This window comes from Couchioplanes caeruleus (assembly GCF_023499255.1).
Lineage (GTDB): Bacteria > Actinomycetota > Actinomycetes > Mycobacteriales > Micromonosporaceae > Actinoplanes > Actinoplanes caeruleus_A.
Map to the genome: position 1 here is coordinate 447,697 of NZ_CP092183.1, position 21,297 is coordinate 468,993.

21 protein-coding genes and 1 tRNA gene are annotated in these 21,297 nt (G+C 69.3%); 14 read left to right on the forward strand and 8 right to left on the reverse strand.

The features are described from left to right. Nucleotides 1–275: 275 nt before the first annotated feature. Nucleotides 276–2,117: a M48 family metallopeptidase gene (locus tag COUCH_RS02130; RefSeq protein ID WP_249610431.1), complete on the reverse strand. Its 1,842-nt coding sequence runs from the start codon at nucleotides 2,115–2,117 to the stop codon at nucleotides 276–278. A 197-nt stretch (nucleotides 2,118–2,314) separates the two neighbouring features. Here COUCH_RS02130 and COUCH_RS02135 point away from each other — a divergent pair, with 197 nt between their 5' ends. The 3 genes from COUCH_RS02135 (at nucleotide 2,315) to mtnA (ending at nucleotide 6,294) form a co-directional block, all read left to right on the forward strand. Then, complete coding sequence (locus COUCH_RS02135) at nucleotides 2,315–3,382, forward strand: PHP domain-containing protein (RefSeq protein WP_249610432.1); 1,068 nt, start codon at nucleotides 2,315–2,317, stop codon at nucleotides 3,380–3,382. 39 nt (nucleotides 3,383–3,421) lie between these two features. Then, complete coding sequence (locus COUCH_RS02140; RefSeq protein ID WP_249610433.1) at nucleotides 3,422–5,092, forward strand: DUF885 domain-containing protein; 1,671 nt, start codon at nucleotides 3,422–3,424, stop codon at nucleotides 5,090–5,092. 239 nt (nucleotides 5,093–5,331) lie between these two features. Continuing rightward, nucleotides 5,332–6,294, forward strand: a complete 963-nt coding sequence (gene mtnA / locus COUCH_RS02145) for an S-methyl-5-thioribose-1-phosphate isomerase (RefSeq protein ID WP_249610434.1) — start codon at nucleotides 5,332–5,334, stop codon at nucleotides 6,292–6,294. 265 nt (nucleotides 6,295–6,559) lie between these two features. On the opposite strand, the gene COUCH_RS02150 is transcribed toward mtnA, so the two are convergent. Then, nucleotides 6,560–6,727 carry a hypothetical protein gene (locus COUCH_RS02150; protein WP_249610435.1) on the reverse strand — a complete coding sequence of 56 codons (168 nt, stop codon included), beginning with the start codon at nucleotides 6,725–6,727 and terminating at the stop codon, nucleotides 6,560–6,562. Nucleotides 6,728–6,830: 103 nt separating this feature from the next. Then, nucleotides 6,831–7,217: a hypothetical protein gene (locus COUCH_RS02155; protein ID WP_249610436.1), complete on the reverse strand. Its 387-nt coding sequence runs from the start codon at nucleotides 7,215–7,217 to the stop codon at nucleotides 6,831–6,833. A 119-nt stretch (nucleotides 7,218–7,336) separates the two neighbouring features. Here COUCH_RS02155 and COUCH_RS02160 point away from each other — a divergent pair, with 119 nt between their 5' ends. Further along, nucleotides 7,337–8,050, forward strand: coding sequence for a M23 family metallopeptidase (locus COUCH_RS02160; protein WP_249610437.1), 714 nt, complete (start codon nucleotides 7,337–7,339; stop codon nucleotides 8,048–8,050). Between the two features lie 98 nt (nucleotides 8,051–8,148). Here COUCH_RS02160 and COUCH_RS02165 read toward each other — a convergent pair whose 3' ends face one another. After that, nucleotides 8,149–9,270 (reverse strand): PQQ-like beta-propeller repeat protein, encoded by a 1,122-nt coding sequence (locus COUCH_RS02165; protein WP_249610438.1) that lies wholly within the window; start codon nucleotides 9,268–9,270, stop codon nucleotides 8,149–8,151. Nucleotides 9,271–9,409: 139 nt separating this feature from the next. Here COUCH_RS02165 and COUCH_RS02170 point away from each other — a divergent pair, with 139 nt between their 5' ends. The 4 genes from COUCH_RS02170 (at nucleotide 9,410) to COUCH_RS02185 (ending at nucleotide 12,205) form a co-directional block, all read left to right on the forward strand. Beyond that, nucleotides 9,410–10,378 (forward strand): prephenate dehydrogenase, encoded by a 969-nt coding sequence (locus COUCH_RS02170; protein ID WP_249610439.1) that lies wholly within the window; start codon nucleotides 9,410–9,412, stop codon nucleotides 10,376–10,378. A 37-nt stretch (nucleotides 10,379–10,415) separates the two neighbouring features. After that, complete coding sequence (locus COUCH_RS02175; protein WP_249610440.1) at nucleotides 10,416–11,000, forward strand: DinB family protein; 585 nt, start codon at nucleotides 10,416–10,418, stop codon at nucleotides 10,998–11,000. A gap of 237 nt (nucleotides 11,001–11,237) precedes the next feature. Then, complete coding sequence (locus COUCH_RS02180) at nucleotides 11,238–11,759, forward strand: tRNA adenosine deaminase-associated protein (RefSeq protein ID WP_249610441.1); 522 nt, start codon at nucleotides 11,238–11,240, stop codon at nucleotides 11,757–11,759. A gap of 26 nt (nucleotides 11,760–11,785) precedes the next feature. After that, the gene (locus tag COUCH_RS02185; RefSeq protein WP_249613526.1) at nucleotides 11,786–12,205 is read left to right on the forward strand and encodes a nucleoside deaminase; all 420 of its coding nucleotides are present in this window, start codon (nucleotides 11,786–11,788) and stop codon (nucleotides 12,203–12,205) included. A 35-nt stretch (nucleotides 12,206–12,240) separates the two neighbouring features. On the opposite strand, the gene deoD is transcribed toward COUCH_RS02185, so the two are convergent. Continuing rightward, a complete protein-coding gene (deoD, locus tag COUCH_RS02190) occupies nucleotides 12,241–12,948 on the reverse strand; it encodes a purine-nucleoside phosphorylase (protein ID WP_249610442.1) in 708 nt (235 codons plus the stop codon). A 153-nt stretch (nucleotides 12,949–13,101) separates the two neighbouring features. Here deoD and COUCH_RS02195 point away from each other — a divergent pair. From COUCH_RS02195 to COUCH_RS02205, 3 genes are all read left to right on the forward strand, one after another. Next, a tRNA-Ser gene (locus COUCH_RS02195) sits at nucleotides 13,102–13,191 on the forward strand. A gap of 492 nt (nucleotides 13,192–13,683) precedes the next feature. Continuing rightward, nucleotides 13,684–14,277, forward strand: coding sequence for a hypothetical protein (locus COUCH_RS02200; RefSeq protein ID WP_249610443.1), 594 nt, complete (start codon nucleotides 13,684–13,686; stop codon nucleotides 14,275–14,277). Nucleotides 14,278–14,373: 96 nt separating this feature from the next. Next, nucleotides 14,374–14,754: an NUDIX hydrolase gene (locus COUCH_RS02205; RefSeq protein ID WP_249610444.1), complete on the forward strand. Its 381-nt coding sequence runs from the start codon at nucleotides 14,374–14,376 to the stop codon at nucleotides 14,752–14,754. 126 nt (nucleotides 14,755–14,880) lie between these two features. On the opposite strand, the gene COUCH_RS02210 is transcribed toward COUCH_RS02205, so the two are convergent. Then, complete coding sequence (locus COUCH_RS02210) at nucleotides 14,881–16,452, reverse strand: P-loop ATPase, Sll1717 family (protein WP_249610445.1); 1,572 nt, start codon at nucleotides 16,450–16,452, stop codon at nucleotides 14,881–14,883. A gap of 1,190 nt (nucleotides 16,453–17,642) precedes the next feature. Further along, nucleotides 17,643–18,353 carry a hypothetical protein gene (locus tag COUCH_RS02215; RefSeq protein ID WP_249610446.1) on the reverse strand — a complete coding sequence of 237 codons (711 nt, stop codon included), beginning with the start codon at nucleotides 18,351–18,353 and terminating at the stop codon, nucleotides 17,643–17,645. 978 nt (nucleotides 18,354–19,331) lie between these two features. Here COUCH_RS02215 and COUCH_RS02220 point away from each other — a divergent pair. From COUCH_RS02220 to COUCH_RS02230, 3 genes are all read left to right on the forward strand, one after another. Then, a complete protein-coding gene (locus tag COUCH_RS02220) occupies nucleotides 19,332–19,781 on the forward strand; it encodes a MarR family winged helix-turn-helix transcriptional regulator (RefSeq protein ID WP_249610447.1) in 450 nt (149 codons plus the stop codon). Continuing rightward, complete coding sequence (locus COUCH_RS02225) at nucleotides 19,778–20,398, forward strand: maleylpyruvate isomerase family mycothiol-dependent enzyme (protein ID WP_249610448.1); 621 nt, start codon at nucleotides 19,778–19,780, stop codon at nucleotides 20,396–20,398. The genes COUCH_RS02220 and COUCH_RS02225 overlap by 4 nt, the downstream gene beginning before the upstream one ends. 104 nt (nucleotides 20,399–20,502) lie before the next feature. After that, entirely contained in the window at nucleotides 20,503–20,895 is a 393-nt protein-coding gene (locus COUCH_RS02230) for a DUF2809 domain-containing protein (protein ID WP_249610449.1), read from the forward strand. Here the strand turns inward: COUCH_RS02230 and COUCH_RS02235 are convergent. Next, the gene (locus tag COUCH_RS02235; RefSeq protein ID WP_249610450.1) at nucleotides 20,858–21,259 is read right to left on the reverse strand and encodes a glutaredoxin domain-containing protein; all 402 of its coding nucleotides are present in this window, start codon (nucleotides 21,257–21,259) and stop codon (nucleotides 20,858–20,860) included. The two genes, COUCH_RS02230 and COUCH_RS02235, sit on opposite strands and share 38 nt — an antisense overlap. Nucleotides 21,260–21,297 lie beyond the last annotated feature (38 nt).

A 21,297-nucleotide genomic window follows, 5' to 3' on the forward strand; every position in this document is an offset into this window, starting at 1 on the left:
GCCGTCCGGGCCGAGCGCGACGCGCGCTGGGCGCGGTTGCGCGGACGCATCGGCCCGGGGAACCCGGTTCAACCGAAACTTCCACAATGGAGTACGCTGCTTTGCCCGATTCTTGTTACTCAGCGGTAAAGACTGCATCACGTAGCGACACTTGATCGCTCTGAGTAGTCGTACAGATACAGCTCTCGTCTCACGTACCGGACGAATTCATGAGAAAACCCGCCCGGTGGAACGCCGGACGGGCCTTCGGATCTTCGCCGGAGACGAACGGGGCGCTAGGCGTCCGTCTCCCGGGCGAAGCGGTCCAGGACCTTCAGCAGGGTCTCGCGGCTGTCCCCGAGCTGCTCACCCGTCCACCGCTCCTCCACCGCGATGACCGTGCCGTCGTGCATCCGCAGGTCGGCCCGCACCGGGGTGCGCTTGGTGACGGCGGCGCCGCGTACCTCCTCGAACGGCACGAACCGGTGCCGCGCCGCCAGCTGCTCCACCGGCGCCGACCCGAGCAGCTCCTGCAGCCGCTTCTTGCCGTGGTCCGTCGACTTGGGCCCGGGCACGAACAGGAACCCGCGGTCCAGCAGCACCAGGTCGGTGTGCGCGCCGTCCACCTTCAGGTTCGCCATCGCGGCGATCACGTCCGAACCGCTCGCCGACGCCTTGCGCTCCATGATGCCGGCCGCCTCGACGTGCACGCCCCGCTCCGCCAGCCGGGCCCGCGCCTCGTCGATCGTCGCGGGCGAGACGGCGAGCTTGGCGATCTCCTCGAAGTCCAGCTCCGCGCCCTGGGCGTCGGTCAGCCGGGCCGGGCCCGACCACGAGTGGCGCCAGAACGCCGTACCGGAGCGGACGGCCGCCAGGGCGAACAGCATGTCCATCGGCCCGGCGAACCTCAGCGCCGCCTCCTTGCGCGTCGCCCCGGGGAAGAACTCCTCCGCCAGCTCCCCGAGTCGTCCCGCGGCCACCAGGTCGAACAGCGTGCCCAGCCCCGGGTCCGGGGCGCCGGTGAGCCGGCCCAGCGACCGGAAGATGCGGTCGGCGTTGCGCTGCAGACGGGCGGTCGCCGCGGCGGCGGTGAACTGCGGCCACGGCAGCACCTGCCGGTTGCCGACGTCCACCACCTCACGCTGCAGGGCGATCCCCGCCTCCCGGACCGAGGGCAGCAGGGCGGCGGCCGGTCGGCCGTCCACCGGGTGCGCCACCTGCGGCGCCGTACGCATCACCGCGATCCGCTCGGCCGTCGACGGGTGCGTGTCCCAGCGCGACCGGTGCTCCTCCGGCTCCTGATCGCGCAGCTCGGCCAGCTCGTCCCCGCGGGCGGCGAAGAGCTGCCCGAACCCGCCGAAGAAGTCGTCCGGCGCGTACCCGGCCTCCCAGCCCCCGGCCACGTACCGTCCGAAGTAGAAGTCCCACGCCGCGTCGACGACCGGCAGCTCGCGCAGCGCCGACATGGCCACCTCGGGGCCCGCGACGCGCACCGAGGCGCGGTCGGCGTCCAGCTCCTGGCGCCGGGAGGCGGCGTTGTCGACGAGCAGGTACAGCCGGGCGTAGCCGCGGAAGATCATGCCCACCGGGTTCCACCTGCCGATGCGGCTGACCGTGCCGCCGATCGCCAGCCGGCCGCGGTACGCCACCGCGCCGAGCCGCGTGTGCCGCCCCGAGTAGTGGCCCAGCTCGTGCGCGACGACCGAGCGCATCTGATCCACCGACAGCGCCTGCACCAGCGGCATGCCCAGGTACAGCCGGCGCCGGCCGCCGATGAGGCCCAGCAGCTTGGTGTCCTCGCTGACCGCGGCGTTCACCTCGGGCACCAGGCGGATCTCGTCGGGCGTACGCGTGCCCACCTCGGCAGCCAGCGCCCGTACGGTGTTCCACAGCTCCGGCGCCTGCTCCGGCGAGACGACCAGCCCGTGCATCGGCTCGGGGCGCGTACGGATGGCCCGCCACAGCCCGACCACAGTGGCGCCCACGGCCAGCAGCAACGGGAAGCCCAGCTTGATCCCGACGCCGGCATTGGCCTCCAGCGAGACCCACACGACGAGCGCCAGCACGGCGACCAACTGGATCAGAGCGACCACATAGAAGCCGAGCAGCATCACGACGGATGCGGCAGCACGAAACATCTCCGGTGTTCCTTCCCCCGTGACACCGCGCGATCCAGCCGCGGTCCCGCGGGCCGGACCGGCCGCGCGGCGCGAGGAAGATACCGACACCGATCTTTGCCCGGCAACCCCGTCCGCCGCCCGGCGCGGGCGTTCACGCAGGCCAAGGACGACGTTCGGCGAGCGGGAGGGCGGCGGTGAGCCCTACGCTGGGCGGCATGCCAACCCGTGATCCGGTCGCCGACCTGCGGCGCATCGCGTTCCTGCTGGAACGGGCCAACGAGGCGACCTACCGCGTCCGCGCGTTCCGGTCGGCGGCCGCGACGGTCGCGGCGTTGCCCGCCGCGGAGCTTGCCGAGCGTACGGCCGGGGGCACGCTGGCCAAGCTGCCCGGCGTCGGGGACGTGACCGCCCGGTGCATCGCCGAGTCGCTCGCCGGCGAGGAGCCGGTGTACCTGCGCCGGCTCGAGACCACGGAGGGCACCGACCTGAAGGGCGCGGCCGCCGCCCTGCGCCAGGCGTTGCGCGGCGACTGCCACGCCCACTCCGACTGGTCGGACGGCGGCTCGCCGATCGAGGAGATGGCGCTCGCCGCGGTCGAGGTCGGCCACGAGTACCTCGTGCTCACCGACCACTCCCCACGGCTGACCGTCGCGCGCGGGCTGACCGCCGAGCGGCTGCGCAAACAGCTCGACTACGTGGAACGGCTGAACGAGGCGCTGCCCGACGGCTTCCGCATCCTCACCGGCATCGAGGTCGACATCCTCGCCGACGGTTCGCTCGATCAGGAGGACGAGCTGCTCGCCCGCCTCGACGTGGTGGTCGGGTCGGTGCACAGCAACCTGCGCGAGGAGTCGCCGAAGATGACGCGCCGGATGCTGGCCGCCATCGCCAACCCGCACCTCGACATCCTCGGGCACATGACCGGGCGCAAGGTGTCCGCGGGCGGCGAGGGGGACCGGGCGCACCGCGGCGGGCGCACCCGGCCGCCCAGCACGTTCGACCTGGAGAAGGTGCTCGCCGCCTGCGTCGAGCACGGCAAGGCCGTGGAGATCAACTCGCGGCCGGACCGGCTCGATCCGCCGAAGCGGATGCTCACCGTCGCGGTCGAGGCCGGGTGCCTCTTCAGCATCGACACCGACGCGCACGCGCCGGGACAGCTCGACTGGCAACGGTACGGGTGTGAGCGCGCGGCGCTGTGCGGCGTACCGGCCGACCGGGTCGTGAACACGTGGTCGGCCGAGCGCCTGCTCGAGTGGACGGCGGGTCACCCGGCGGCGGAATAGGTCCAGCAGATTGTCGGGGGTCTCCCGTAGGGTCGGCGCGTGGGACAGATTGATGACCTCGCCAACCGCTACGTCGACGAATGGGCGCCGCTCAACCCGACCGGCGCCACCTTCATCGGGGTGCCCGGACACGACCACGAGCTGGACGACCTGTCGCCCGAGGGCTTCGCCGCCCAGGCCGAGCTCGTCCGCCGCACCCTCGCCGAGCTGGACCCGATCGACCCGGAGACCGAGGCCGAGAACGTCGCCAAGGACGCCATGCAGGAGCGGCTCGGCCTCGACCTGGCCCGCTACGAGTCCGGCGACACGGCCAGCGAGATCAACGTCATCTCCAGCGCGGTGCACGGCCTGCGGATGGTCTTCGACCTGATGCCGGTGCAGGGCGAGGAGGCGCTGGCCAACATCGCCGCCCGGCTCGGCGCGTTCCCCCGTGCCCTCCAGCAGTACGAGCGCACGCTGCTCGAGGAGGCCCGCCGCGGCAACGCCAGCGCGCGCGTCCAGCTGCTCGAGGTCGCCGAGCAGTGCGCCGCGTGGACGGACCCCCAGCGCGACAACTTCTTCCACAACCTCGCCGACGGGCTCGGTGCCGAGGGCGCGCTGCTGGCCGACCTGCAACGCAACGCGGCGGCGGCCACGGCGGCCACGGCGGGTTTCGGGCAGTTCCTGCGCACCGAGCTGGCGCCGTACGGGCGCGACAAGCAGGCGGCGGGACCCGAACGGTACGCCCGCGCCTCCCAGTACTTCCTCGGCGCGAAGGTCGACCAGGAGGAGACGTACGCCTGGGGCTTCGAGGAACTCGCCCGGCTGGAGCGCGAGATGCGCGCGGTCGCCGCCGAGATCGCGGGCCCCGGCGCCACGGTGGACCGCGCGGTGGAGGTGCTCGACGCCGACCCCGCCCGGCGGATCCCGGGCAAGGAGGCGTTCCGCGACTGGATGCAGTCCGTCGCCGACAAGGCGGTCAGCGAGCTCAACGGCACCCACTTCGAAATCCCCCCGGCGGTCCGCACCGTCGAGGCGTGCCTGGCCCCCACCAGCGACGGCGGCATCTACTACACCGCGCCGAGCGAGGACTTCAGCCGCCCGGGCCGCATGTGGTGGGCGGTCCCGGAGGGTCAGACCGAGTTCTCGACCTGGCGCGAGACGTCGACGGTCTACCACGAGGGCGTGCCCGGCCATCACCTCCAGATCGGCCAGACCATCCAGCGCGCCGACCTGCTCAACCGCTGGCAGCGGCTGCTCTGCTGGTGCTCCGGCCACGGCGAGGGCTGGGCCCTGTACGCCGAACGCCTCATGGACGACCTCGGCTACCTCGCCGACCCGGGCGACCGCCTCGGCATGCTCGACAACCAGGCCCTGCGCGCCACCCGCGTCATCGTCGACATCGGCATGCACCTCGAGCTGGAGATCCCCCGCGACAACCCGTTCGGCTTCCACCCGGGCGAACGCTGGACGCCGGAGCTGGGCTGGGAGTTCCTCCGCCAGCACTGCCGCATGCAGGAGGACGTGCTGCGCTTCGAGTGGAAGCGCTATCTGGGCTGGCCGGGCCAGGCGCCGTCGTACAAGGTGGGCGAGCGCATCTGGCTCCAGGCGCGCGAGGACGCCAAGGCCCGCAAGGGTGCGGCGTTCAACCTCAAGGACTTCCACCGGGATGCGCTGAACCTGGGATCGCTGGGCCTGGACCCGCTGCGCAAGGCCCTCGCCCGCCTCTGAGCGGACGCCCGGGCGAGCCCCCGGCCGCGGGCTGGGCGGGGTGGCCAGCCGGGTGCCGGGCGGTTGGTCGCGCCGTGGGCCGGGCGGTTGGTCGCGCCGTGGGCTGGGCGGTTGGTCGCGCCGTGGGCTGGGCGGGTGGCCGGGCGCGGGCTGGGCTTGTGGGCGGCCGTGGGGTGGCCGGCCGCGGGCGGGCGGCGCTGTGCGGTCGTTGCCGTCGGCGGGTCGATAGGCTGCGGCGCATGCGGACCATTGACTGGGTGGACGGGGCCGTCGAGCTCATCGATCAGACCGCTCTCCCCGGTGAGCTGCGTATCCTCCGCGTCACCTCGGTCGCCGACCTGGTCGCCGCGATCCGGTCGTTGGCAGTGCGGGGTGCCCCGGCGCTCGGGGTGGCCGGCGCCTTCGGGGTCGTGCTCGCGGCGCGGGAGTTCGCCGATGACCCGGCGGGGCTCGCCGCGGCCGTACGCGATGTCGAAGTGGCCCGGCCCACCGCCGTGAACCTCGCCCGCGGGGTGCGCAGGGCCGCCGCGCGGCTCGAGGACGGGTTCGACGGCGTCCTCGCCGAGGCGTGCGCGGTGCGCGACGAGGAGATCGCCGCGTCCGCCGCGATGGCCGCGCTCGGCGCCGACCTCATGGTGGATCTGTGCGGCGGGCCGCCCCGGGTGCTGACCCACTGCAACACCGGCGGGCTGGCCGCGGTGGTCGGCGGGACCGCCCTCGGGGTGGTGGTGGAGCTGCAGCGGCGTGGCTCCCTGGCCGGGGTGATCGCCAGCGAGACCCGGCCGTTGCTGCAGGGCGCCCGGCTCACCGCCTGGGAGCTGGAGCAGGCCGGGATCGAGTTCCGGGTCGCGGTGGACTCGGCCGGCCCGTTCCTGCTGGCCCGCGGGGAGGCGGACGCGGTGATCCTCGGCGCCGACCGTATCTGCGCCAACGGTGACGTCATCAACAAGGTCGGCACGTACGCCCACGCCCTCGGCGCGCGGCGTGCCGGTGTGCCGTTCGTGGTGGTCGCGCCGGAGACGACCGTCGACCTGGACACCCCGGACGGCGCCGCGGTGGAGATCGAGGACCGGGGGGCGGCGGAGGTGACGGCGTACTGGGCGGCGGTCAACCCGGCGTTCGACGTGACCCCGCACGACCTGGTCACGGCGATCGTCACGGACCGGCGGGTGATCCGGCTGGACCGGGGCGAGAAGCCCTGACCCACGGAAAGCGCGGCCCGGCTGCGGGAAGCGCGCGCCGGCTGCGGAAGGCGCGGGCGACGGAAGGTGCCGGCTGCGGGAATCGGGGGCCGGCTGCGGAATGCGCGGGCGACGGAAGGCGCCGGCTGCGGGGAGCGCGGGTCGCGGGCGGTGCCGGCTGCGGGGAGCGCGGGCGGTCCCGGCTGCGCGGGGAGCCCGGGTCGCGCGGGCGGTGCCGGCTGCGGGCGATGGAGGCCGCGCACGGCGGGGCGGCGCGGGCCGTGGATCAGTTGGCGAGGCGGCGCCGGTTGGCGATCAGTTCGCGGATGCGGGCGCCGCGCAGGCGGTGTGGCTGGCTCAGCTCGCGGGCCGACTTCGCGTCTGCCAGAGCCGCGAGGAGCTCGAGCCGGCGGCGGCGACGGTCGGGGTCGAGTCGCTGCGGTACGTGGGCCATGGGCCGAGAGTGCCCAAGCCGCTCGGCCTTCGTCAAGGGCGAGTGCGTTGCGCCACCGTAGCCGTACGGTTCGTCAATGACAGACCGCCGCAGAGCTGGACATTCACCACAGCGGCCAGTCGTTCGTAGTGATCCACCTCGCACCGACGACACCGGCGGTTATCGATAGGCCGACGCCGCTGGCGAGGGCCACGCCGACGGCCACGCCGCGGTCGCCGAGGATGGTCAGCACGGCCGCCGCGATCCACGCCGACACCGCCGCGCCGATGGTCCACCATGCGTAGCCGAACAGATCCCGGCCGAGGCTGCCGAAGAGCGTGAACCAGAGCGCCGCCGCGCCGGCGCCGCTGAGCAACGGGGCCGTGCGGATGCGGTGCGTCTCCCGGTACGTCGGGCGGGGCGGCAGGCCGGGCAACGCCTCAGGCGGGCGTACGGGCGGCAGCCATCCCGCCGGCGGCGTCGTCCCGCCCCATCCCGCGTGCTCGCTCATGCGCGCCCTCCGTCGTCGACAAGGTGCCTCCCCGAACCCTATCCACCGGCTGCGGGTCTGCGGGCGCGGACAACTTCTGTCAGGATGGCGCGGTGCTTTCCCTGCGTACCCTCTCGGTCTTGACCGTCACCGCGCTCTCGCTCGCCGCCTGCGGCACGCCGGGCGACGGGCCGTCGACGGCCGCGACGCCGCAGTTCGTGGAGCCCACTGCGACCACCGCGGCGCCCGTGGAGTCCGCGGCCCCGCCCGCCGCCGCCGGTAAGGTCGTCACGCCCGCGACGCCGTCGAAGACGCCGGCCAAGCCGCGGGCGACCGCCCCGCTGAGCGTGAGGTACGTCTTCCCGGTGAAGGCGTCGAACGTGGCGTACCACCCGACGCACTCGAAGTATCCGGCGACCGACATCTTCGCCGACTGCGGCGAGAAGGTCGTGGCGACGACCAGCGGCGTGGTGCTCGAGATCAGCCTCAAGGACGAGTACGTGAAGGGCCGCCCCGACGGTCCGCTGAACGGCGGCCTGTCGGTCTCGCTGCTCGGCGACGACGGCGTGCGCTACTACGGATCGCACCTGAGCAAGGTTCTGACGGGCATCAAGAAGGGCGTCCGGGTCAAGGCGGGCCAGCAGCTCGGCAAGGTCGGCCACACCGGCAACGCCAACGGCGTCTGCCACCTGCACTACGGCATCTCGCCGCCGTGCGCGCGGGTCGGCGACTGGAAGGTGCGCCGCGGCGTGATCTGGCCTGCGCCGTACCTGGACTCCTGGCGCAAGAACGGCAACAAGAGCCCGGTCGCGAAGGTCAAGGCCTGGAAGAACGCCCACAACTGCCAAGCCTGAGGGTACGGGCACAGGGCCGCGACAACCGCAGGGCCGGGGCGGAACGCAACAGGGCCGCACCCGTCGCCCGAGGATGCGGCCCTGTCCTGCGGTGAGGCTCAGCGGAACTGCGCGAGGCGTTTCTGGCTCACGCCGTTGATCGTGGTGAAGGCGCCGCCCGCGGCGAACGCCCCGAGCCCCGGGTTGACGGCCATGGTGAGCACACCCTCGATGCCGTTGGCGTTGGCGGTCCAGTCGCGCAGGTGGCCGTCGGCGACGTCCAGGGCCGCGAGCTTGACCCGCGGGTCCGAGCCGTCGAGGCAGACGCCCTGGGTTCCGGTACGCGCGGTGCGGCACGCGTTGTCGAAGTGCCCGCCGACGTAGACGGTGTCGCCGAGGCTGGTGATCGCCTGAGCGTCGCCGTCGAACGTCGCGCTCCACCGCTTGCCGCCGCTGAGGGTGTACGCGGTCGCCGTACCGCCCTGGCCGCCGTGCGCGGTGTAGACGCTGTCCGCCGTGACCGCGATGCCGAACACGATGACGGCCGGCTTCGGCTTGAACCCGGTGACGATCGCGCCCGACGTGGGGTTGAGGGCGACGAGGCGGTCGTACCCGCTGGTGCTGTTGACCTTGTGGAACTTGCCGCCGACGTAGACCCGGCCGGACGCCGTGGCGAACGTCTCCACCTGGTCGTCGACCGTCGGCTTCCAGCTGCCGTCCAGCGCGCCGGTGAGCAGGTCGAAGGCGGCGAGCCGGGTCCGCACCTGGCCGCTGACCTTGGTGATCGTGCCGCCGACGTACAGCCGGCCGTTCGCGGCGGCGAGGGCGTACGGCTTGCCGTCGATCGCGTGCTTGAACGTGCTGGAGACCGCGCCGCTGGTGGCGTCGAGCCGGGCGAGGCTGTCCCGCTTCTGCCCGCTGACGTACGTGAACTCGCCGCCGATGTACACACTCGACCCGCTGACCGCGATCGCCTTGACCCGGGCGTCCGCCGTGGGCGCCCACGGCAGGAGCTCGCCGGTGTACGCGTTCACCGCCGCCAGCCGGGTCCGGGCGATGCTCTTGCCCTTGACCACCGCCGACGTGAAGTCGCCGCCCACGTAGATCGTGCCGCCCGAGTACGCGACCGCCCGTACCGTCCCGTTGAAGCCGGGCACCACGTCCGAGGACTGCGACGGCGCGGCCTGCGCCGGCCCGGCGACCGTGGTGACCGCCACGACCAGCGCCCCGAGTACCATCATGCACTGCTTGCGAAGTTTGCCCCTGTACGTCACGTCCCGAACGTAACCGTATTGACGTGGGTTATCTAGTGACGAAACGGACTAAAAGGCACACGTCCGTACGGCTGATGTGTCGCAGGGATGTGCGAGAGTCACCGGCGTGAACGTCGCGGTCATCGGTCTCGGTCTCATCGGCGGCTCCCTCCTGCGCGCCCTCGCGGCCCGCGGCCACCACGTCACCGGCTATGACGTCAGCGAGGCGACCCGCCACGCAGCGGCCGAGGCGGCGGCGGAGCCGGGTGCCGACGGGCTCGGCTGGCGCGTCGCGGCTGACATCCCGGACGCCGTCGCGGACGCCGAGCTCGTGGTGCTCGCCGTGCCACTGCCCGCGCTGCCGGTCGTCACGGCGGATCTCGCCGGGTTCACCGGGCTCATCACCGACGTCACCTCGGTCAAGGGCCCGGTGCGCGACCTGCTGAAGGGCCGCCGGTACGTCGGCGGCCACCCGATGGCCGGCAAGGAGTCGTCCAGCTTCCTCGCCTCCGACCCGGATCTCTTCGACGGCTGCGCGTGGGTCCTGTGCCTGGAGCCGGGCGAGACGGAGCTCGACGACTGGCTGCGCCTCGCCGCCCTGTACACCTCGATCGGGGCGCGGGTCGTGCCGGCCACGGCGGACGAGCACGACGAGGCCGTGGCCCGGATCAGCCACGTGCCGCACCTGCTGGCCGCCGCGCTGAGCGGCCTGATCGAGGGCAATCCGCTGGCCGGGGCGCTGGCCGCCGGGTCGTTCCGGGACGGCACCCGGGTCGCGGCGACGCGCGCCGAGCTCATCGCGGCCATGTGCGGCGGCAACGCGGCGGCCGTACGCCGGGTTCTGGCCGAGGTGCTCGATCGCCTGGAGGCGTGCGACGCCGAGCTTGCGTCCCCGGACCCCGTGGCCGCCCTGACCTCGTCGTTGCGGCGGCCCGGTGAGCTGCGGCGGGCGTGGCCGGTCGCCGGTGGCGTGACCGTGCGGGTCGACCGCGAGGCCGGCGCCCTCCTGAACCTCGGCCGCGCGGGCGGCTGGCTCACCGATGCCGGCCCGGACCTCGTCGGGCAGCGGCCAGGAACTGACCGCAATGACTCCTAGGGTGAGGGCGTAACCGCGAAACGAACGGGAGACAGTCATGCCGGGTCAGGTCGGAGCCATCAGCAACGAACGCGAGGGTCTGCTCGCCTACCTCGCGCACATGCGGTACGTCCTCAAGCTCACCGCGTACGGCCTCACGCCGGAACAGCTCCGTGCCACGCCGGCGGCCGGCACCCTCAGCGTGGGCGGCCTCATCAAGCACTGCTCGGCCACCGAGGAGGGCTGGATCGACACCGTACGCCGGCAGCCGCAGAAGGTGGACTACGAGGCGTACAACGCGAACTTCCACCTCGCCGACGACGAGCCGATCGAGGCGGTCCTCGCCGAGTACGACCGCGTCGCGGCGAAGACGGAGGAGACGGTCGCCGGCATCGACGACCTCGGGCAGGCGGTGCCGGTGGACCACTCGGTGCCCTGGAACCCCAAGGACCTCGACAACTGGTCGGTGCGCTGGGTCCTGCTCCACCTCATCCAGGAGACGGCCCGCCACACCGGGCACGCCGACATCATCCGCGAGGCGATCGACGGCGGGACGGCGTACCCGATCATGGCGGCGGCGGAGAACTGGCCGGACAGCCCCTGGATGCAGAAGTGGAAGCCGTCCGGCGACCAGCAGGCCTGAGCGGCCTTCCCGTCGTCACCTGTGCGGCGCGAGTCCGACGAGGGCCGGACGGCGGCGTGATCCCGGCCGGGACGGCAGCGGCCGGGCGTGTGCCACTCCGGCTCTGCTGTGGCCGTACCTGAGGAAAAGCGGGACCACCCACGGCCGGTCTTTGTCTCCTTCGGGGCGTGGCGCTGCGCTGCGGCCGATGCAGGGGCTACCGTCTCTCGCTGAGAACACATGTTCGTGGGGGGATTCGTGTCGACTTTCGCTGCCGCCGTCGCCCGGGGCAAGAACGGCTGGACGGCGTCCGAGGTGGAGCTCACCGGGGCGGCCGACATCGAGGAGGTCGTGGACCGGCTGCGTGACGCCGAGCCCGACGCCGAGCTGTCGCTGCTCTTCGTCGAGGCCGACGATCAGTATCTGGTGATCCTGCGGCTGGACGAGGGCGAGGATCTGCGGATCTTCGGGTCCGACTCGGCGTACGCCGACGAGTCGCGGCTCGGGGCGCTGCTGCTCGCCGACGTGGAGGCGCCGGCGTTGGAGATCGACGACCTGGCCGCGCCGCCGGCCGGGGACGACGACGAGGACGACCGGCCCGCCGCCGACCCCGACGCCGACCCGGTCGGGGACGTGGAGCTCCTCGCCGACCTCGGCATCAGCTCGCACCGGCTGCTGGCGCTCTGCGGGCTCGAGGGCATGATGCCCTCCGACGTGACCGCCGAGATCTGCCAGAAGCTCGGCTGCGGGGACGAGCTGGAAGAGCTGCGCGACGCGTGAGGGCCCGTCCTCTGCATGAGGCGTGGATGCGGCGGGCCCTGTCCGCCGCCGCCGCGTCCCCGGAGGACGTGCCGGTGGGCGCGGTCGTCTACGACCCGTCCGGTACGGAGCTGGCCGCCGCCGGCAACGAACGCGAGGCGGCCGGCGACCCGACCGCGCACGCGGAGGTCCTGGCGCTGCGCCGGGCCGCCGAGGTCGCCGGCACCTGGCGGCTCGACGGCTGCACGCTGGTGGTCACCCTGGAACCGTGCACGATGTGCGCCGGGGCGCTGGTGCTGGCCCGCATCGACACGCTCGTCTTCGGCGCGTGGGAGCCGAAGACGGGGGCGGTCGGGTCCCTCTGGGACGTGGTCCGCGACCGCCGCCTCAACCACCGGCCCGAGGTGTACCCGGGCGTCCTCGAAGCGGAATGCTCCGCCCTGATGCGCGACTTCTTCCGCGGCTGACGACCGACCGCGACCGGCCGGCCGGTCGCGCCGGCTCAGGCGATCGCGGTGTCCAGGCCGATCTGCACCATGTCGGAGAAGCCCTGCTCCCGCTGCGCCGCTTCCATCTTCTCGCCGCGCTTGATGTGGTCGCTGACGGTCAGGATGGTCAGCGCCTTCGCGCGGTACCGGGCGGCGATCGTGTAGATGGCCGCCGACTCCATCTCCACGGCCAGCACGCCGTAGTCGGCCAGCGAGTCGTACAGGTCGGGCCGGTCGGTGTAGAACGCGTCCGCGGCCAGGATCGGACCCACCCGCATGTCGACACCGCGCCGCTCGGCCACCTCGGCGGCCGTACGCAGCAGCCCGAAGTCGGCCACCGGCGCGTAGTCGACGAGCCCGTCGAACCGCACCCGGTTCATGTTCGAGTCCGTCGCCGACCCGATCGCGGCCACGACGTCACCCAGGTGCAGATCCTCGGCGAGCGCGCCGCACGACCCGATCCGGATCACGGAGCGGACGCCGTACTCGTTGATCAGCTCGTGGGTGTAGATCGAGGCGGACGGCATGCCCATGCCGGACCCCTGCACGGAGACGGGCACCCCCTGCCACGTGCCGGTGAAGCCCAGCATGCCCCGCACCTGCGTGTAGCAGACGGGGTCGGTCAGAAAGGTCTCGGCGATCCACTTCGCCCGCATGGGATCCCCGGGAAGCAGAACCCGCTCGGCGATGTCGCCCGGCTGCGCGCCGATGTGCACACTCATTCGGAAGATCCTGCCAGGCGCGCCGCGCGGAGGCGGCACGACCTGGCACTTCCCGGCCCGGGAGCCCGCCCGGGCACGCTCCGGCGCGACTCGCCGGGGGCTTGGGGGTGACCCGGCGGCGGAGCCCGGCAGCGGTCGGGTAACCTACTTCGCGGTGGTGTGTCCGAGCGGCCTAAGGAGCACGCCTCGAAAGCGTGTGAGGGTGCAAGCCCTCCAAGGGTTCAAATCCCTTCACCACCGCCAGCTTGCAGGGCAGACGCCCGGCCCCTCCGAGAGAGGGGCCGGGCGTCTCTCTGTGTGGTCTCAGTTTTGGTCTCAGTTGACCTGCGAGGGCTCCGCTAGTGCTGCCACCCGTCTCGCGGCGCCCTCGGCGTCGACCGCCCGGGCAGCACGCCCATCCCAGGAGCGACGTCACGGCGCATCGAAGTGACACTCCGATCGATCCATCCGAGGACCGGACTTCCTGTCCGTTCTCGCATTCAGCTAACGATTGATCATCAGGATCATGGATCAGCGGCTCTCCTTCCGACTTGACCTCTTTCTTCAAGGTGGCACGCAGCGACAGCACATGGGAACCTTGTACCTCCCAGAACGCTACGCAGGTGGTGACGTCTCCTTCGGCGGGCAGCACTTCGCCGTCGTGTTCCGCGCGGAGTCGCCCGACGGTGACTCCATCAACGTTGTGCCCGCGGCGTCCCGTAGCCTCGAGACCGTTTAAGGCGGGTCAGTTACTCAATGACAGACTTCTGGATAGCCGTAACCGCAATCGCAGGAGTTGTCACGGCAGTCGGCACTGCCGTGATGGCCGTTGCAATCATCTATACCGCAGTCGTCGCCGTGCGCACCTTTGAGGCGTCCAAGAGTGACAGTCGCGCGAAGGCGCGACCAGTCATCATCGCCGAGTTGAAGCGCGAATTGCTTTCGCATGGCACGATCATGCTAGTTTTGAGGAACTTGGGGGCTTCTGTGGCTTCCAATGTGAGGGTGACATTCGATCCCAAGCCACCCGAGGACCTGAGTCAGCTGGGCAGTGCTGATATGTTCAAATGGATCTACGAACGATACGCTCGGCCGATTACGACATGGGCCCCAGGGTGGAGTTTGAGTAACGTAATCAGAGCTGGTCAAGACGAACTTCTGCCGGTAAATGTTACGATCTCTTATCAAGGCCCCGACGGCACTTCGTATTCGGATAGTTATTCTCTGCACCCAGACCATATTCTCAAAGACACTATGTCTACCCCGAGCAAGACTGACGATCCGATCAAGCTGGAGCAGCATAAGCTTGCAGCCTTGCAAGCACTTGTTCGCACTATCCGCTCGGACTGACTCAGGTGGCTGAATTGGGGCGAGGCGGGCGACTCATAATGAGTACCCACCCCGCATGCGGCCGTTGCGGCGACCGGCAACGCCGTTGCCCTAACTGTGGCGATCGCGGTCGTACTCAACGAAGCCAGAGTCCTGCTGGTATGCCGCCGCGATGCCGACCCAGGCGGGCTCTCATGGCAGTTCCCCGCCGGGATCGTCAAGCCCGGTGCAACCCCCGCAACGATTGCGATCCGCGAAACCCTCGCGGAAACGGGCGTCCATTGCTCCGTACGCGCTGAACTCGGCAGTCGCGTCCATCCGGTGACCGGCGTAAGCGCGATGTACTTCTTCTGCGACTACCTCGCCGGCGAGGTCGAGAACCGCGACGTCATCGAGAACACGGATGCCCTGTGGGCTCCGGCGGCAGACGTCACCCGATTCATCCCGAAGCAACGCATATACGCGCCGATCCTGCGCGTCTTGGAAGGGGAACAATGAGCGACGCCACGAACGTCGAACGTCCAGCCATCGCGACGGCCATCATCGTCAAGGATGGTCAAGTCCTAATGGTCCACCGTCGGGTGAAGGAAGGGCAGCTCTCCTGGCAGTTCCCGGCAGGGTGGTTTAGCAGACTGACCAAAGCGACTTGCAACTGTCGATTGACTGCATGTGGTCACACTCCGGACACCTAAATTTATTGTCGCTCGAAATGATCAGACCGTCGCAGTTAGAGCAGATGTATAGGTAGTTGTCGAGTACTAGTTCGAGATCGAATCCTTCACAACAAGCGATAGCCACCCGGGGATCTCGTACGGAGTATACGTGCAAGGGCCTGTTAACGCGGTTAGGTCGTTCATCTACTTTGTGTACCAAGCCAGCGTCTTGCCACTTCTGAACCTTACTTCGAGCAGCATTCTCGCTAACGTTGAAGACGTCGCTGGCCAACTGGTTAATGGTGAATGTGACGGCCCCAATCTTTCGAAGTTCCGGGAGGCGACCCGCACACACCAAATCTGCATATTCTCGCGAGAAAGACCGAACGCCGTCAAGTACATGGCTTAAATGAAGGCCATTTTCAGGCGCCGAAATTCTCGTTCCTTCATCAATGATTGCCTTGCAGATCCTGACCATGTCGCGAGGTGAGCCAGCCGCGAGATTGACGACGAGCGCCTCCACATCGAGGGCGACATTGGGGTCAAGGAGATAGTTCAAGTTACCGACCTTGCCCGTCGAATAGGCCGACAGTCGCCTTCGCAGCATCGTGGTCAACTCTGCAGTAGACCATTTGAGCTCGTAGGTGCGAACTCTGTCCGGTCGCCCACCCTCTGCCAAGAAGTGCTCACGTAGTTGGTCCCAGAGGAAGAACTTGAAGCCAACACCCTTCGTTTCAAGCACTGGGAGATTTACTAGCAGGTCTTGCACTAGTCGCCAGGAGGCCTGACTGTCCTGCGCTGTCGAGACCAGCTCGTCAACTCTGTCCACGAGAACATATGTCGACCTGTATCCCAGGGCCTGAATGATGCCAAGCAGCTGCTTGAAGAGGTATTCAATAGAATCTTCTCGCTCAAGGCTCTTGTTTAGTTCAGAGGGGATTGTTAGGCCATCCAGATGCACCTTCTTGAGAAGGGCTGTAACGACGTTCGCCACGAGGCCACCGTAGCGATTCCAAAACTCACCTGCTTTATCTTTAAGTGTTTTTACGGAGGTAAGCGCTTCCTCGTATTGCTGCTGTGTCAGCTTTCCCAGAAACCGGCGAGAAGAGAATAGTAGGACTTGCTTTTGGTGCGGATTTAGAGCCCTTATGCGATTAGGATCGCCACCCAGCTCGGTTAGAGCAGCGATTGTAAGCCGAGTGCAGAGATTCGCGAGATGTGACGCTAGGCTGACTTCGTCTAGCTGTTTCTTGCTAGCGACCCAGAACTCGTCATACGTTACGCAAAGGAACTCTTTGTGTACTTGACTCCGACGCTCGACTGAGATCCGCTGGGCAGTTTTGCCTGTCCCTCGCGGCGCGAAAACAGCTATGGGCACTGGTGCGCCGGGATCGCCTAGGACGCCACTGTAGAACGGCGGCGGGACGAAGTACTCGTCAAGGAGCGGCTCGGAGTCCGAGTTGGTCAGCTGGAACGGATCACTCTCGAACCCGTACCTGTACAGGAAAGTCTCTGCCTCTGATCTTGTGGCGTGACCACTCATGCACACATGGTAGCGGCGGCCGTGGTGCCTGATGAGCGGCGCTCCTCATCCGCTCATGACGTACCCAACGGTCGGGGCGGTTCCTTCGGTGGCCTTCGGTGATATCCGCCAACGGCCGGCTATGACCCCGTGGCCCGGCTCAGGACTGTTACCGAGCGTCGGCGACACATCAGCGCGGACTTGGAAAGCGGGCGAGGCTGCCGTCGCGCGTTGGTCTCATTTCTGGTCTCGTTCACGGCCGTACGGGGGCGCTCATCAGGGTCTGCCGCTACGCTGCGCCCCTGGCCACGGACGGTGCCAGCACAAGCCGAACCCGGGATCGCAGACCTCGAAAGCGTGTGAGGGTGCAAGCCCTCCAAGGGTTCAAATCCCTTCACCACCGCCAGCTTGCAGGGCAGACGCCCGGCGACCCCGAGGGGCCGTCGGGCGTTCTTGCGCCTGGTCTCAGGCAGGGTGCTCTACGGACACGTCGTCCGCTGGGTCGCCCGTGACTGACCCCGGCATCTGCGCTAGTTGCGAGGCGAGCAATGGTGGAGCCGCCCGGCTCTGGCGGATCGGTAGAACCGCCAGCGAACCGAAGTTGAGGCGGGTACCCGCCGCGTCGGTGCGCCCCTTGGCCCCGCGGTAAGCGCGCCAGACCCGCACAAGCTCGTCCTGATGTTTTTTGTCGAGCAGCGGCAGTAGGCCTTCTTCTTGGCCGTAGCTCAGCGCCTGTAGGTGCCCCGACGCGGGCAGAGGCGGCGAAGGCGCGCCTGCGTCTGCCTCATCGGTCAGACGCCACACCCAGGTTGCCGGCACTCCGATAGCTGCGCCGCCGCAGCAGAGGACCAACGTGGGAACCACCACGAAGAGACCCCACCGTGGGCCCGTTGCTGTACCTCCGAGCTGCTCGGTGCTGCCACCCGAGGTAGCGATTTCTGAGCCTGACCAGCCGACGCAGCAGATGATCGATATCAATGATCATCTGTGCACGATAAGCAGCAAGGTCAACTTGTGTCGACTTCGCTAGTGATGAGGGCTCGTGGCATCGCGGCGTGGAGTGCCGCTCGCAACGTCCGGTGCGCCTGGTGCGCTGTCGCTATGCGCGGTCCGAGCTGCTGGGCGTACAGCGAACAGCGTCGACTCGATCAGCTGTAAAACGCCCGGCAGCTCAGTGAGCTGCCGGGCGTTCACTTTGCGGTTTATTCGGGTCAGGCCGATACCTTGCTGGTCCAGCCGCCACCGTGTTCGGCGGTAAGGTTCAGCTTCACTCCCACGGTCTCACTGCCGACTGGCTCGTACGAGCGCTTGTACGATCCCTGAGCAATGCACTGCCCGGTGTAACCGTTCGCGCTCCGCGTAATGTACTCGAGCTTGTCGTTGGAGAAGCTGCCTACGCCACCGTGAGCAAGTCCACCAATGGAATCGATGTAACAGCCGTACGAGGGGCCCAGGTAGTACTTGTAAGCCGCAGTGAAGCTTACACTCCAAGTGGCGGCATCCCATCCAACCTTGCAGTTCCGCCAAGCCTTCGCGCCGGTCACCGAGTAGCTTTGGCAGCCGGAGATTCCCATAGCCGAGACCTCGGGCGAGACCTCGGTGGGGATTTCGACAGTGCTGACGTTGACGGAGCCATCCAAGTAGCGGTAGATGGTTCGTTCAGCCCCACCGACTTGGTCGACTTCGGTGGAGACGGGCGCGGCGCCGCTCTCTGAGTCCCAACGCTCGCCCCTGGCGAAGGCGCTGAGGAGCGAATTCTGGCTTGTCGGGGGTACCCCGTACTTGACCAGGGCAGCACGAACGATCTGGAGATCCGTCTTCGACACGGGCGTGGCGGCCGAGGCCGGCGCACCGCCGAACGCGACCGCGCTGAGTGACACAGCCAAGGCGAGAGTTGCTGCCATGATGGATTTGCGGAACATCTTTTCCCCTCGTGAGAGCAGAGCTGGAGCTAACTTCGCTCGTTGCGCCCGTCCTTGAAAGCCTTAACCAGCCGAGAGATGAAGATTGCCATGATGACCACGATGACAAGAACTGCAATGTGCCACGGCTTTATATCCACGATGCTTTCCTCTCGCATTCTTGGCTTGACCGAGCCGCCGCGGATCATCGTGCCTCATCGCTCGAGGTCCAAACGTAATAGACGCACCCGAATGGGTCAAGCCTGAATTCTGTTGCCGAAATAGATCAATGTTACCGACGAAGGAACGGACAAGAACGGCTATAGCTGGTACCCTATCGCACCCCTTAATTCTTAATTCGGGCCTCCATTGTGAATAATGGTCACCGCTTGTTAAAGATTACGCTGTACTGCGTCGTGCTACTGCAAGCCGCACGGGCGGGTCTCGCATCCCTGCCATCCGTTGGGCTTGCGGGTCGGCTACCGCCGCCCCCTTCTTCCGTTACGCAGGGCGAGGCCCTGGGTGGTCTCTCCTGGGGAGCCCACCGTTGAAGTGGTCGTGTCAGCCGCCTCTGTACCGCTGGGCCGGCGCGTCTCGCCTGCAGCCGCCACGCGTGGCTCGTCTCAGGGTCCGTCTCTTTCAGGCCCGGCGGGGGCCGACATCCGGTCGCGCCCGTCGCGACTGCACCGGGGCAGCCCAAGGGGAACACGCGGTCCCGTACCAACTTGGTCACGCGACTTGGAAAGCGGGGTCGGCGCTCGGGGTCCGTGCGGTCTCAGTTCTGGTCTCGTTCATGGGGTAGTCGCTGCGCTGGTCATGGACGGTGCCAGCGCTGGCCGAACACAAGGTCGCAGACCTTGAAAGCGCGTGAGGGTGCAAGCTCTTCAAGGGTTCGAATCCCTCCACCACCCAGCTTGCAGACGCCCGGCACCTCGAAACGAGGGACCGGGTGCCGTCTGTTGCATGCGGTGCCATCCGAGATATGACATCATTGTTGTCATGTCCGTCGACCGGGGCGCCGCGCTGTACGGCCTGCTGCGCCACGTCCGCCCGCTCACGCTCAACTCCGCCCGGGTGGTCGAGGCGGCGCTGCGGCCGTACCAGCTGACCGTCGGCATGCGGGCGGTCCTGGAGGTCCTGTCCGAGACCGGCCCGGCGACCGTACCGGCCATCGCCGCCCGGCTCGATCTCGCGCGGCAGGGCGTTCAGCGCCACGTCGACGATCTGATCCGGCTCGGACACGTCGAGATCCGCCCCAACCCGGCCCACCGGCGGTCCGTCCTCGTTGCCCTCACCCCGCCGGGCGCCGAGGTCTTCGCCCGCATCCACGCCGACGACCTGCGCCACCTCGCGGCGATGGCGCCGGAGTGCACCCCCGACGACATCGCCACCGCGGCCAAGGTGTTGCAGGCACTGGGTCGCGACGTACGGAAGCGGGCCGCCGAATGACGATCTTCGAGATGACCACGGCCAACCGCCGGCTGATCGCCGACGTCCTCGACTCCCTCGACGAACCGCAGTGGGAGCATCCGACCCTGTGTGCCGGGTGGACGGTGCGGCACATGGCGGCGCACGTCGTCCAGCCCATGCTGATCGGATTCGGCCGGTTCCTCCTCACCGCGATGCGCTACCGCGGCGACACCGACCGGACCGTCGACCACATCACCCGGCGCCTCGCGCGCCGGCCGCGCACCGAACTGGTCCGGCTGCTGCGCGAACACGCCGGCGACCGGGTGGTCCCGCCCCGCGTCGGGCCGATGGGACCGTTCGCGGACACGTGCCTGCACCTGCGCGACATCGCGCGGCCGCTCGGCCTGGACGCCGACGTGCCCGTCGAGCACTGGCACGTCCTGATGGACTACCTGACCTCGCCCTCGGTCGCGCCGGCGCTGGTCCGGCCGGGCCGGCTGCGCGGCCTGCGCCTGGTCGCGACCGACACCGGCCGGGCGTGGGGGTCCGGCGCCGAGGTGGCCGGGCCCGTCGAGGCCCTCGCCATGGCCGCGGCCGGGCGGTCGGTCGCGCTCGCCGATCTGCGCGGTCCAGGCGTCGGAAAACTGACCATTTGAGGACGGCCGCAGCAAGCGCCCGTGACCCACGCCCCGGCGATGCCGTCCCGGCCCCTGCGCGCCGCCGTCCGGCCGGTTCGGTGGAGACCTCTAGCATCGCCCGCATGCTGCGCAGCCGGGCGGTCGCCCTCGTCGGTGCCGTCCTGATCGTCGGGCTGGGGCTCGCCGTCCGGGCCGGGGGCGGCGGGGCGTTCGCACAGAACGCCGGCACCGCGCTCTACGCCTCGATGGTCTACGCCGGCGTCCTCGTCCTGCGGCCGGCCACAGCGCCCCTGCCGGCCGGCGTCGTCGCGGTCGCGTTCTGCTGGGCGGTCGAGGCGTTCCAGCTCAGCGGCGTACCGGCCGGGCTCTCCGAGCGCAGCCTGATCGCGCGGCTGGTGCTCGGGTCGCACTTCGACTGGGCCGACGTCGCCTGGTATCCCGCGGGCGTCGTACCGCTGGTGGTGGCGCACATGCTCCTCAGAGCGCGGACCGCAGCCACCGCGGATCGGGGTTGACGTGCGCGGTGCCGGCCAGGATCACCGTCGGGACCGTTTCGTTGCCGTCCGCGACCGCCCGGACGGCCGCCGCGCCCTCCGGGTCCTGCCAGATGTCGACCCAGTGGGCCCGGCGTGACCGCAGGCCGAGCGTGGCGCGCAGGCGGACGCAGAACGGGCAGCCGGGCCGCCAGTAGACGATCGCCCTGCCGTCGGCGGCGCTGCGCCGCTGGGCTTCGGCGGCCTGGACGGACCGCGGGAACAGCAGCGGGGACGCCACCAGCGCGAGCAGCGCGAACACGACGAGGAAGGGCCATCCCGACGTCACGGCGAGGATGCCGCCCAGCGCGAGCAGGACGGCGGCGAGGAGCCATCGGCGGAGCATGGTTTCGACGCTACGCGATGCGGGCACCATGGGCCGCT